This is a genomic window from Embleya sp. NPDC001921 (genome assembly GCF_053594475.1).
Genome location: NZ_JBSFEO010000102.1, coordinates 1 through 13975 on the forward strand (window position 1 = coordinate 1; position 13975 = coordinate 13975).

General features: G+C 75.6%; 2 protein-coding genes and 1 pseudogene. All 3 read left to right on the forward strand.

Annotation, left to right across the window (positions count from 1 at the left end):
- A partial coding sequence (locus ACWCPW_RS50580) for a type I polyketide synthase (protein ID WP_449768433.1) occupies positions 1 to 5139 on the forward strand: 5139 nt, incomplete at its 5' end.
- A gap of 79 nt (positions 5140 to 5218) precedes the next feature.
- Positions 5219 to 11920 (forward strand): annotated as a pseudogene (locus tag ACWCPW_RS50585) (SDR family NAD(P)-dependent oxidoreductase); the annotation flags it as partial.
- A 46-nt stretch (positions 11921 to 11966) separates the two neighbouring features.
- Positions 11967 to 13975: type I polyketide synthase (locus tag ACWCPW_RS50590; protein WP_449768434.1), on the forward strand; the 2009-nt coding region annotated here is incomplete at its 3' end.

A 13975-nucleotide genomic window follows, 5' to 3' on the forward strand; every position in this document is an offset into this window, starting at 1 on the left:
GTCCTGGGCAGTGCGGCACAGGCCAACTACGCCGCCGCCAACGCCTTCCTGGACGCGCTCGCGGCCCACAGACAGGCCGCCGGCCTCCCCGGCACGTCGCTGGCCTGGGGACTGTGGGAAGAGACCAGCGGCATGACCGGCGACCTGGGCCGAGGCGACCTGGACCGGATGGCGCGCGGCGGCATCCTGCCCATGTCCACCCCACTCGGACTACGGCTCTTCGATGCCGCCCGATCCCGGCCGCAGGCACTGGTGGTGCCGCTGCGGGTGGACCCGGCCGCGTTGCGCGCGTCGGCCGGGACGGGCGTGCTGCCGGGCGTGTTCGGCGGCCTGGTTCGTGGCCCGACCCGTCGGGTGGCGGCGCCCGACGGCGCCGTGGGTGGGTCGGCCTGGCAGCGACGTACGGCGACCCTCGCGCCCGCCGAGCGCTCCCGGGTGTTGTCGGAACTGGTCCGCACGCACGTCGCCGCCGTGCTCGGCCACGGCGGCGAAGCGGCGGTCGCCGATGATCGCGCGTTCAAGGACCTCGGCTTCGACTCGCTGACCGCGGTCGAACTGCGCAATCGGATCGCCGCCGCCACCGGGCTTCGACTGCCCGCCACCCTGGTCTTCGACCACCCGACCCCGGCCGCGCTGGCCCGGCGGCTCGGCGCCGAACTGCCCGGAGCAGAGCCGGAAGCGGTCGCCGCGGAGTCCACCGCGCCGGCCTCCGGCACGCACGATCCGATCGTGATCGTCGGCATGGCCTGCCGGTTCCCCGGGGACGTGCGCTCCGCCGAGGACCTGTGGCGCCTGGTCGCGGCGGGTGGCGACGCGATCTCCGAGTTTCCCGCGAACCGCGGCTGGGACCTCGCGGGCCTGTTCCACCCCGACCCCGAGCACCCGGGCACCAGCTACACCCGATCCGGGGGGTTCCTGTACGACGCCGACCGCTTCGACGCCGAACTCTTCGGCATCGGCCGGCGCGAGGCGCTCGCGATGGACCCACAACAACGGCTGCTCCTGGAGACGTCCTGGGAAGCCCTCGAACACGCCGGTATCGCGCCGGACGCCCTCCGCGGCAGCCGAACCGGCGTGTACACCGGTCTGGCCGCACAGGGGTACGCGGGCAGGCTCGACCGGGCCCCCGAGGAACTGGAGGGGTATCTGGGCACCGGGAACACGCCGAGCGTCGGCTCCGGCCGGGTCGCGTACACCTTCGGCTTCGAGGGGCCCGCGGTCTCCGTCGACACCGCGTGCTCGTCCTCGCTCGTCGCCCTGCACCTGGCGGTCCAGGCGCTGCGCGGCGGGGAGTGCGCGACGGCCCTGGCCGGCGGTGTGACCGTGATGTCGGAACCCGGCCTGTTCGTCGAGTTCAGCCGCCTGCGCGGCCTCGCGCCGGACGGCCGCTGCAAGGCGTTCTCGGCGGCGGGCGACGGCTTCGGCCCGGCCGAGGGTGTCGGTGTCGTGGTGCTGGAGCGCCGGTCGGACGCGATCCGCGCCGGGCACCGCGTACTCGCCGTCATTCGCGGGTCCGCGGTGAACCAGGACGGCGCGAGCAACGGCCTGACCGCGCCCAACGGGCCGTCCCAGCAGCGCGTCATCCGGCAGGCGCTGGCCGCCGCGGGCCTGTCCGCACAGGACGTCGACGCGGTCGAGGCGCACGGGACGGGGACCGCGCTCGGCGACCCGATCGAGGCCCAGGCGCTGATCGCGACCTACGGCCGGGACCGGCCGGCCCAACGCCCGGTCCACATCGGCTCGGTGAAATCGAACATCGGCCACACGCAGGCCGCCGCGGGCATCGCGGGCGTGATCAAGACGGTGATGGCGATGCGCGCGGGTGTACTGCCCGCCACCCTGCACGTCGACGAGCCGACCCCGCACGTGGACTGGTCGGCCGGGACCGTGGAACTGCTCACCGAACCGCGCCCCTGGCCCGACTTCGGCCGGCCACGCCGTGCGGCCGTCTCGGCCTTCGGTGTCAGCGGCACGAACGCGCACGTGATCCTCGAACAGCCGCCCGCCCCGCCGGCGCGGGCAAGCGCGCCCCGCCCCGCCGACCCCGGCACCGTCCTGCCCTTCGTGCTGTCCGCGCACTCCGACAAGGCATTGCGCGCGCAGGCGGCCAGGCTCGCCGAGTACGTCGAGGCGCTGCCCGAAAGGGACACGGCCGACCCCTGGTTGGTCGATCTCGCCTACTCGTCGGTCGTCTCCCGCGCCGGGCTCGCCCACCGGGCCGTGGTCACGGCAACCGACCGGAAGGGGTTGTCGGCGGCCCTTGCGGGGTTGGCGGCGGGCGGCTCTGGGGTCGACGCGGTGGTCGGGGTCGCCCACGCTGGAGCCCGTCCGGTGTTCGTCTTCCCCGGTCAGGGTTCCCAGTGGGCCACGATGGCCGGCGGGCTGCTCACCGCGTCACCCGCGTTCGCCGCGCAGATCCGGGCGTGCGAGGAGGCGCTCGCGCCGTTCGTCGAGTGGTCGTTGACCGCGGTGCTGAGCTCTGCGTCGGACGGGTGGCTGGAGCGGGTCGACGTGGTGCAACCGGTGTTGTGGGCGGTGCTGGTCTCGCTGGCCGGACTGTGGCGTTCGTACGGCGTGCAACCCGCCGCGGTGGTGGGCCACTCCCAGGGCGAGATCGCCGCCGCGTGCGTCGCGGGCGCGCTCTCGTTGGCGGACGGCGCGAAGGTCGTCGCGCTGCGCAGCAAGGCGATCCTCGACCTGTCCGGCAAGGGCGGCATGGCCTCGCTGGCGCTGTCCGCCGAGGAAGCGGCCGAGCTGACCGCGCCGTTCGGCGACCGGATCTCGCTCGCGGCGGTCAACGCCCCGCATTCGGTGACCCTGTCCGGCGACCCGCGGGCGCTGACCGAAGTGCTCGCGCGGGCCGGGGAGCGAAACCTCTGGGCGCGGCGGGTCCCGGTCGACTACGCCTCGCACTCCCCGCAGGTCGAGTCGATTCGCGAAGCCCTGCTGGCGGCCCTCGCGGACATCGAACCACGCGCCGCGAGCGTGCCGTTCCACTCCGCGGTCACCGGCGGCCCACTGGAGGGCACCGCCCTGGACGCCGAGTACTGGTACACCAACCTGCGGCGGACCGTGCGCTTCGACGAGGCCGTCCGGGGGCTGCTCGACCAAGGCCACGACACCTTCATCGAGACCAGCGCGCACCCGGTGCTGACCACCGCCGTCCTGGAGACCGTCGAGGCGGCCGGATCGCGGGCCGCGGTCCTGGACACTCTGCGCCGGGGCGAGGGCGGCCCCGACCGCTTCACCGGCGCCCTGGCCCGCGCGTACGCGCACGGCGTCGGGGTCGACTGGCGGGTCGCCCTCGCCGACCACGAGCCGCGGCTGACGGACCTGCCCGGCTACGCCTTCCAGCGGGAGCGGTACTGGCTGCGGGGCGCACCCGGCGGAGCGGCCGACGCGCAGGGCCTGGGACTGATTCCCACCGGGCACCCGGTCCTGGGCGCGGCGGTGGACCTGGCCGACGCGGCCGGGGTCGTGCTCACCGGACGCGTCGGGCGGCCCACCCACCCGTGGCTCGCCGAGTACACCTCCCCGGACACCGCGCTGCTGCCCGGCGCCGCCTTCGTCGAACTCGCCCTGCACGCGGCCCGGACGACCGGCCTCGGCACGGTCGACGAACTGACCATCCGGGCACCGCTGCCGCTGCCCGAGCACGCCGGCGTACAGCTCCAGGTGTCGGTGGGCCCCGCACGCCCCGACGGCCGCCACGTCGTGGCCGTGCACGCGCGCCCGGACGACCCGGCGACGGCCGGACCCTGGACCCGCCACGCCGACGGTCTGCTCGCCCCCGCGATCGAGGAGGCGAAGGACACCCCCGGTCCCGAGGACGACCTGATCGTGTGGCCCCCGGTCGGAGCGGTACCCGTGGCCGTGCCGGCCGCCGGCGACCCCGCGGACCCGGCCCGGGGCGTGCTGCGCGGCGTATGGCAGGCGGGCGGGACCCGGTACGCGGAAGTCGCGCTCTCCGCCGAACAGCGGCACGGCGCCGCCGGCTACGGACTGCACCCGGTGCTGCTGACGGCCGCGCTCCGAGCGGTCGGCGTGACGGCGGGGAAGACCGGCGCGACGGAGGGCGGATCCGGGGACGGAACGGGCGATGTGCGGCCCGAGGGTGACACGGCCGACGTGCGGACCGAAGGCGACACGGCCGATGTGCGGTCCGAGGACGGAACGCCCGACGTGCGGTCCGGTGCGCGGCCCGAGGGTGACACGGCCGACGTGCGGACCGAAGGCGACACGGCGGACGTGCGGTCCGAGGACGGAACGCCCGATGTGCGGTCCGGGGGCGGCGACGCGATCCGGATGGCGTTCGCCTGGTCCGGTGTCACGCTGCACGCGCCCGGCGCGACCTCGTTGCGGATCCGGCTGGAGGCGGGGGGCGACACGCCGGACACGCTCTCGCTGGTCGCGGCGACCACCACCGGCGCAGCCGCCTTCACGGTGCGCTCGCTCGCACTGCGCGCGGTCTCGCCGGAGCAACTCCGCGCCGCGCTCGCCGAGGTCGAGTCCCCGACTCCGCCGACCGGCTCGGCCGCCCTGCCGCGGCCCGGTGCGGCCCGACCGGCCGACGATGTCGCGGCGGGAGGCGAGGACGAGCGCACCGCCGCGAGCGACGCCCTGCTGCGCCGACTCGCCGCGCTGGGCGAGGAGGACCGTCGGCGGGCGTTGCGCGATCTGGTGGCCGCCCAGGTCGCGGCCGTCCTGGGCCGGGCCGACACGGACGTGGCCGTCGACAGGCCGCTGCGCGACCTCGGCCTGGACTCGATGGCCGCGGTCGAACTGCGCGGTCGGCTCGGTGCCGTCCTCGGCCTGCACCTGCCGGTGACCCTCGTGTTCAGCCACCCCACCACCGAGGCCCTGGCCGCCCACCTGGGCGGCGAACTCGGGCCGCCGGCGGCGACCGCGGCCGGACCGGCGCCGATGGCGTTCGGCCGACTCGAGCAGGCCCTGTCCCGGCTGCCCGCCGACCCGGCGACGCGGGAGGCGGTCGCCCGGCGCCTGGAGACCCTGCTGTGGAACTGGCGGGATTCGTCGGGCGCCGGCGCGCCGGACGCCGCCCTGGGCGGGGAGGCCCTGGCCGCCTCCTCCGCGGAGCAGATGTTCGACCTGCTCGACCGGGAGCTGGGCACCGGCTGACCCCGGCGTACGAGAACTCCGTCCGGCCTCCCCCGGTTTCCCTCCGGCCACCTGGTGAAAGTGGGCTCGCGTGTCGACCAACGAAGAAAAGCTCCTCGACTACCTCAAGCGGGCCACGGCGGACCTCGGTCGGACCCGGCAGCGGCTGCGCGAGGTCGAGGCGGCGGCGCACGAGCCGATCGCCGTGGTCGGCATGGCCTGCCGCTACCCCGGCGGGGTGGGTACGCCCGAGGAGCTGTGGCAACTCGTCGTCGACGGCGTCGACGCGGTCGGCGACTTCCCGCGCGACCGCGGCTGGGACGTCGACGGCATCTACGACCCGGACCCCGCCCGCTCCGGCCGGACGTACACCCGGCGCGGCGGATTCCTGGACGGTGCGGCCGACTTCGACGCCGAACTGTTCGGCGTCAACGCGCGCGAGGCGCTGGCGATGGACCCGCAACAGCGGCTGCTCCTGGAGACCTCCTGGGAGGCGTTCGAGCGCGCCGGCATCGACCCGAGCTCGCTCGAAGGCAGCCCGATCGGGGTCTTCGCCGGGGCCATCTCCTCGGGCTACGTCGAGCGGCTCGGCAACATCCCCGAAGAGGTCGAGGGATACCTCGGCACGGGCGGCATGGTCAGCGTCGCGTCCGGGCGGATCGCCTACACCCTCGGTCTCGAGGGGCCGGCCGTCACGGTCGACACCGCATGCTCGTCCTCGCTCGTGGCGATCCACCTCGCCGTGCACGCGCTGCGCCGGGGCGAGTGCACGATGGCGTTGGCCGGCGGCGTCACCGTGCTGTCGACGCCGGGCATCTTCATCGAGTTCAGCCGCCAACGCGGCCTCGCCCCCGACGGGCGCTGCAAGGCGTTCGCCGCCGCGGCCGACGGCACCGGCTGGGCCGAGGGCGCGGGCGTACTGCTCCTGGAGCGGCTCGGCGACGCCCGCCGGGCCGGGCGCCCGGTGCTCGCCGTCATCCGCGGGAGCGCGGTGAACCAGGACGGCGCCAGCAACGGGCTGACCGCCCCCAACGACCTCGCGCAGGAACGGGTCATCCGGCAGGCCCTCGACGCCGCGCGGCTGAACGCCCGCGATGTCGACGCGGTCGAGGCGCACGGCACCGGCACCGTCCTGGGCGACCCGATCGAGGCCCGGGCCCTGCTGGCCGCCTACGGTCGGGACCGGCCCGCCGGGCAGCCGCTGCGGCTGGGCGCGGTCAAGTCGAACATCGGGCACACCGGCGCGGCGGCCGGCGTCGCCGGCGTGATCAAGATGATCGAGGCCATGCGGCACGACCTGCTGCCGCGGACCCTGCACGTGGACGAGCCGACACCGCACGTCGACTGGTCGTCCGGCGGTGTGGAACTGCTCACCCGGGCCAGTCCGTGGCCGCGGGCCGGCCGCCCGCGCCGGGCCGGGATCTCGTCGTTCGGGGTGAGCGGCACCAACGCGCACGTGATCGTGGAGGAAGCGCCGGAGCCGGCCGCGGGGCGCGTGGCGGGGGAGTCGGGCGGCCCGGACGCGGCGACCGGGGCCGGCGACCGCCTCCTCGAGCAGGCGACCACCGCCGGCGCGGCAACCGACGTCCCCGACGCGGGCCCGGCGGGCACGGACCCGCCCGCCCTGCCCTGGGTCCTCGGCGCCCGCACCGACGAGGCCCTGCGCGACCAGGCCGCCCGGCTCGCCGCGCACCTGCGCGCCCGACCCGGATTCCGGCCCGTCGACGTCGGCTACTCGCTGGCCGGCTCGCGCGCCGCCCTCGACTCCCGCGCGGTCGTCGTGGGCACCGGCCCCGACGACCTGCTCGCCGGGCTCGACACGCTGGCCCGGGGCGAGGACGCGGCGAACGCCCTGCGCGGCCGGGCCGTACAAGGCCCGCGCTCGGCCTTCCTGTTCACCGGCCAGGGCAGCCAGCGCCCCGGTATGGGCCGGGAACTGCACGCGGCCTGGCCGGTGTTCGCCGACGCCTTCGACGCGGTGGCCGGCGAACTCGACGCCCGACTGGCCGGGCAGGTCGACCGGCCGCTCGCCGAGGTCGTGCTGAGCGTCGACGACCCGGTCACCGAGGAACTGCTCGGGCGGACCGTCTACGCGCAGCCCGGCCTGTTCGCGCTCCAGGTCGCCCTCTTCCGGCTGTACGAGTCGTGGGGCGTGCGCCCGGATCTGTTGCTGGGCCACTCGATCGGCGAACTGTCCGCCGCGTACCTGGCCGGGGTGTGGTCGCTGCCGGACGCGGCGGCGCTGGTCGCGGCCCGGGCCACCGCGATGCAGGAACTGCCCGCCACGGGCGCGATGATCGCGATCGCAGCGAGCGAGGAGGAGGTACGCGCCGTCGTCGCCGGGTACGGCGGCGCCGTCGACCTCGCGGCGGTCAACGGCCCCACCGCCGTGGTGCTTTCCGGAGACGCCGAACCGGTGCTCGCGCTGGGCGGGCGGTTCGCCGACCAAGGTCGCAAGACCCGGCGGTTGCGCACGAGTCACGCGTTCCACAGCGCGCACATGAACGGCATGCTCGATCGTTTCCGCGACGTGGCCGGCACCGTCACGGCCTCGCCCGCGCGCATCCCGGTGATCTCCAACCTGACCGGCCGCCCCGCGAGCGCCGAGGAGCTGGGCAGCGCGGACTACTGGGCCCGGCACGTGCGCGGGACGGTCCGGTTCGCCGACGGCGTCGCCGCGCTGGCCGACGCGGGCGCGACCGCGCTGATCGAGCTGGGCCCGGACGGGGTGCTGACCGCGCTCGCCCGGGACTGCCTGGCCGCCCGCCGGCCCGCGCCCGCCGCGATCCCGGTCTGCGTACCCGCGTTGCGCCGAGGCCGGCCGGAAGCGATTACCGCGGTACACGCCCTCGGCGCGCCGCACCTGTCCGGCGGCCGGATCGACGGCGAGCGCTTCTTCGCCGGCACCGGCGCCCGCCGGATCGACCTGCCCACCTACGCCTTCCAGCGCAAGCGCTACTGGCTCGACGACGGCGCGGCCACGCCCGACGCGGCCGGCCTCGGACTGGTCGCCACCGGCCATCCGCTGCTCGGCGCCGAGCTGGGTCTGGCGGGCAGGGGCGAACTGGTCCTCACCGGACGGCTGTCCCGGCGCACCCACCCCTGGCTGGCCGACCACGCGATCGACGGCGGCGTGCTCTTCCCCGGCACCGCGTTCGTGGAGGTCGCCGTCCGGGCCGGCGACCGTGCGGGTTGTCCGCACCTGGCCGAACTCACGGTGCGGACACCGCTCGTCGTTCCCGAGGACGCCGCGGTGCGGCTGCAGGTCACGGTCGGGCCGGGCGAGGAGGACGGCCGCCGTCGGGTCGAGGTGCACTCCCGGCGCGAGGACGCGGTGGACGACGGGTCGGGCGCGGACGGCGAGTGGTGCCTGCACGCGGTCGGCGTCCTGACCCCCGGGGCCGCCGCCGAGACCGCGCCCGGCACGGACCCCGCCGACTGGGCGACCTGGCCGCCGCCCGGAGCCGAACCGGTGGACCTCGGCGACTTCTACGCCGACCTCGCGGCCGGCGGATTCGGGTACGGTCCCTCGTTCCGAGGCCTGCGCGCCGCTTGGCGGCTGGACGGGCGGGTGTACGCCGAGGTGGCCCTGCCCGGCGAACACGGCGCCGACGCCGCGGACTTCCTGCTGCACCCCGCGCTCTTCGACGCCGCCCTGCACGCCGGCGGCCTGACCGGGCTCGGCCGGGACACCGGGCAGGCGCGGCTGGTGTTCTCCTGGAGCGGGGTGAGCGTGCACGCCGTCGGCGCCGAGGCGTTGCGCGTACGGCTGTCGGTCACCGGCCCGGACGCGGTCGAACTGGTCGCCGCCGACGGCTCCGGCAACCCCGTGGTCTCCGTTCGCGAACTGGTGACGCGCCCGGCCGGCCGCACGGAGACGGCCGGCGGGTCGTTGTTCCGGCTCGACTGGGGCGCGCTCGCACCGCCCCAGCCGTCGCGGGAGACGATCGCGGGCCCGTGGGCCGTGCTGGGCGTCGACCCTTTCGGCCTGGGTGACGCGCTGCGGCGAACCGGGATCGCGGCGCGCGCGTACCCCGATGCCGCCGCGCTCGCCGAGGAGTCCGCGACCCCCGCCGTGGTGCTGCTTCCCCTCGCCCCGGTCTCCGCGGCGGAGTTGCCCGACTCGGCCGATCGGGCCGTGGAGCGGATGGCGCACACCGTCCAGGGTTGGCTCGCGCACTCCGCGTGGGAGACGACCCGGCTGGTCGTGCTCACCCGCGGCGCGGTCGCGGCCCGCGACGACGAGGGCGTCACCGACCCGACCCACGCGCCGGTCTGGGGGCTGCTGCGCTCCGTACAGGCCGAACACCCGGGACGGTTCCTGCTCGCCGACCTCGACGCGCATCCCGACTCGCCGACCGCACTGCCCGACGCCGTACGGGCGGCGTTCGCCGCCGACGAACCGCAGACGGCCGTCCGCGCGGGCGCGGCACTGGTCCCGCGGATCGTCCGCGCGGACACCGACCGGCTATTGCCCGCCGCCCCCGACGGCCCCTGGGTGCTGGACACCACCGGAGCGGGCGACCTGGACCGGCTCGCGCCGCTGCCGTTCCCGGCCGCCGCCCGCGCGCTCGCCCCGCACGAGATCCGGATCGCGGTACGCGCCGCCGGCCTCAACTTCCGCGATGTGCTGGTGGGTCTGGGCATGGTGCCCGCCCATGTCGGCATGGGCACCGAGGCCGCCGGCGTGGTCACCGAGGTCGGCTCGGCCGCGGGCGACTGGCAACCCGGCGACCGGGTGACGGGCCGGGTGCCCGCCTCGCTCGGCCCGATCGCGGTCGTCGACCACCGGGCCGTCGTGCGGATCCCGCCGCGGTGGACCTTCGCCGAGGCCGCCGGGATGCCGGTCGTCTTCCAGACCGCCCACCACGCGCTGATCGGGCTCGCCGACCTCAAGCCGGGCGAATCCGTACTGATCCACGCGGCGGCCGGCGGCGTGGGCATGGCCGCCGTGCAACTGGCCCGGCACCTCGGTGCCGAGGTCTACGCCACGGCGAGTCCCGGCAAGTGGGACACCCTGCGCGAACTGGGCCTGGACGACCGGCACATCGCCTCCTCCCGCTCGCTCGACTTCGAGCACGCCTTCGCCGGCGCGGGCGACGGCCGCGGCGTCGACGTCGTGCTCAACTCGCTGGCCCGCGAGTACGTGGACGCCTCGCTGCGGTTGTTGGCACCCGGCGGCCGGTTGATCGAGCTCGGCAAGACGGACCTGCGCGACCCCGGCCACACGGCCGAGCTGTACCCGGGGGTGAGCTACCGGCCGTTCCTCGACCCCGGCCCCGAGATCATCGGCCGGATCCTCACCGAGATCGTCGACCTCGTCGACAGCGGCGCCCTGCACCTGCTCCCGGTGCGCAGTTGGGACATCCGGGAAGCCGCGCACGCGTACCGGTACATGAGCCAGGCCAAACACGTCGGCAAGATCGTGCTCACCGTGCCGGCCGCACTCGACCCGGACGGCACGGTGCTGATCACCGGCGGCACCGGCGCGCTCGGCGGCCTGCTGGCCCGGCACCTGGTGACCGAGCACGGCGCCCGACACCTGGTGCTCACCAGCCGGGCCGGCGAGCGGGCCCCGGGCGCGGCGGCGCTGCGCGCGGAACTGAGCGGGCTCGGCGCCGCACACGTGGAGATCGCCGCGTGCGACGTGGCCGACCGGGCGCAACTCGCCGAGGTGCTGGCCCGGGTACCCGCCGCGCACCCGCTGACCGCCGTCGTGCACGCCGCGGGCGTGGTCGAGGACGGCGTCGTCACCTCGCTGACGGCGGATCGACTGCGCCGAGTTCTGCGCCCCAAGATCGACGGCGCGGTGAACCTGCACCGGTTGACCGCCGACGCCGACCTCGCCGTGTTCGCGATGTACTCCTCGGCGGCGGGAGTGCTCGGCGGCGCGGGGCAGGGAGGCTACGCGGCGGCCAACAGCTTCCTCGACGCCCTCGCCCATCATCGCCGGGCCGGCGGCCGACCCGGCGCGTCGCTCGCCTGGGGACTGTGGGATCAGGCGAGCGAGATCACCGCCGGCCTCGGCCCGGTCGACCGGGCCAGGGCGGCGCGCTCCGGGATGGTGCCGCTCTCCGCGGCACAGGGTCTGGCCCTGTTCGACGCCGCCGCGGCCCTGCCCGACCCCCTGCTGTTGCCGGTCCGCGTCGACGGCGCGGCCCTGAACCGCGGTGCCGGCGCCGTGCCCGCCGCGATGCGCGGCCTGATCCGCGGCCCGGGGCGGCCCGGGGCCCGGAGCGCCGCCCGGCCGGAACCCGCCGCCGACCTGGTGCGCCGGCTGGCCGCACTGGCCGAGGCCGACCGGCGCATGTTGCTGGTCGACCTGGTCCGCGGCCACGCGGCCACCGTGCTGGCCCTCGGCGACGCGGACGCGGTCGATCCGCACCGCGGGTTCACCGACATCGGCTTCGACTCGCTGACCGCCGTGGAACTGCGCAACCGACTCGACGCCGCCACCGACCTGCGGCTGCCCACCACCCTGGTCTTCGACCACCCGACCCCGGCCGCTCTCGCCGACCACCTGTTCAAGGAACTCGTGCCCGACACCGCCGCCGTCGCGGTGCCCGCGGTGCTGGAGGAACTCGACCGCCTGGCGGCCCGGCTCGCCGGGGTGCGCGCGGACGGGTACGACCGCGCCGAGATCTCCGCCCGGATCGACCGGCTGCGCACCGCGTGGCGCGACGGGGGCACGCGCGCCGACGGCGACCCGGACACCACCCCGTCGAACGCCGCCGCGCAGCTCGAGGAGGCGAGTGCCGACGAGGTGCTCGACTTCATCGACCGCGAACTCGGCCCGGCGTGACCGCGTTCGCCCCGTTTCGTCGAGCCCAGGAAGGACCGCCACCACGATGCCGGACCGCGACCCGCCGGACCATCACAAGCTGGTCGGCTACCTCAAGCGGGTGGCCGCGGAACTGCACGACGCGCGCGCGGAGTTGCGCCGCGCCGAGCAACGGGACACGGAACCGATCGCGATCGTCGCGATGGCCTGCCGGTTCCCCGGCGGCGTCGGGTCGCCCGAGGACCTGTGGCGCATGCTGGTCGAGGGCCGCGACGGACTGACCGGCTTCCCCACCGATCGCGGGTGGCCGGTCGACGGGCTCTACCACCCCGACCCCGACCACCCCGGTACCAGCTACGTCCGCGCGGGCGGCTTCGTCGAGCACGCGACCGACTTCGACGCCGGCTTCTTCGGTATCTCGCCGCGCGAGGCGCTGGCGATGGACCCGCAGCAGCGGTTGTTGCTGGAGACGTCGTGGGAGGTGTTCGAACGGGCCGGGATCGACCCCGCAGTCCTGCGCGGCTCCGCCACCGGCGTGTTCGTCGGCGCCGTCGACATGGACTACCTGGCCGGCATGGACGTGCCCGACGAACTCGGCGGCTACCTCGCCACCGGGAACGCCGCGAGCGTCGCCTCCGGCCGCCTCGCCTACACCTTCGGCCTGGAGGGGCCGGCCGTCACGATCGACACGGCCTGCTCGTCGTCGCTGGTCGCGCTGCATCTCGCGGGCCGGGCGCTGCGCGCCGGCGAATGCTCGATGGCGCTGGCCGGCGGCGTCACGGTGATGGCCAACCCGGGGGTGTACGTGGAGTTCAGCCGGCAGCGGGTGCTCGCCGCCGACGGCCGCTGCAAGGCCTTCGCCGCCGACGCCGACGGCACCGGGTGGTCCGAGGGCGTCGGCATGCTCCTCGTCGAACGGCTCTCCGACGCGCGCCGCAACGGCCACCGGGTCCTGGCGACCATCCTCGGCTCGGCCGTCAACCAGGACGGTGCGAGCAGCGGGCTCACCGCGCCCAACGGGCGCGCGCAACAACGGGTGATCCGGCAGGCGCTGGCGAACGCGCGGCTGAGTGCCCGGGACGTGGACGCCGTCGAGGCGCACGGCACCGGCACCGCGCTCGGCGACCCGATCGAGGCCCAGGCCCTGATCGCCACCTACGGCCGGGAACGGCCCGCGGACGCGCCGCTGTGGCTGGGCGCGCTCAAGTCCAATATCGGGCACACCACCGCCGCCGCGGGGGTGGCGGGGGTGATCAAGATGGTGCTGGCGATGCGGCACGGCGTGTTGCCCCGGACGCTGCATGTGGATGTGCCGACGCCGCATGTGGACTGGTCGGTGGGTGCGGTGGAGTTGTTGACCCAGGCGCGTGCGTGGCCGGAGACGGGCCGGCCGCGTCGGGCCGCCGTGTCCTCGTTCGGAATCAGCGGGACCAACGCGCACACGGTCCTGGAGTACGGCCCGCCCGAGCCGGCCGACGCCCCGAGCGCCGCGTCGCAGGCCGATCCGAGCGTGCTGCCGTATGTGCTCTCCGCCAGGACACCGCAGGCCCTGGCCGCCCAGGCCGAGCGGCTGCACGCGCATCTCGTGGCCGGCCGCGCCGACATCGCCCCCGCCGACCTGGCCGCCGCGCTGGCCGGCACCCGCGCCGCGCTGGACCACCGTGCGGTGGTGACGGCCGCGGACCGGACGGAGTTGCTCGCCGGGCTCACCGCCGTCGCGCAAGGACGCCGGACCGCGGGCGTGACCGTCGGCGTCGCGCGGGCGGACCGCCGACCGGTGTTCCTGTTCAGTGGGCAGGGGAGTCAGCGGGTTGGGATGGGGCGTGAGCTGTACGGAGTTTTCCCGGTGTTCGCGGGGGCTTTCGATGCGGTGGTGTCGGAGTTGGATCGGCGGCTTGTCGGGCATGTGGGTTTTTCGGTGCGGGATGTGGTGTTCGGGGTGGAGGGTACTGCGGGGTTGTTGGACGAGACGGTGTTCACGCAGGCTGCGTTGTTCGCGGTGGAGGTGGCGCTGTTTCGGTTGGTCGAGTCGTTCGGTGTGCGGCCGGGGTTGTTGTTGGGGCATTCGATCGGTGA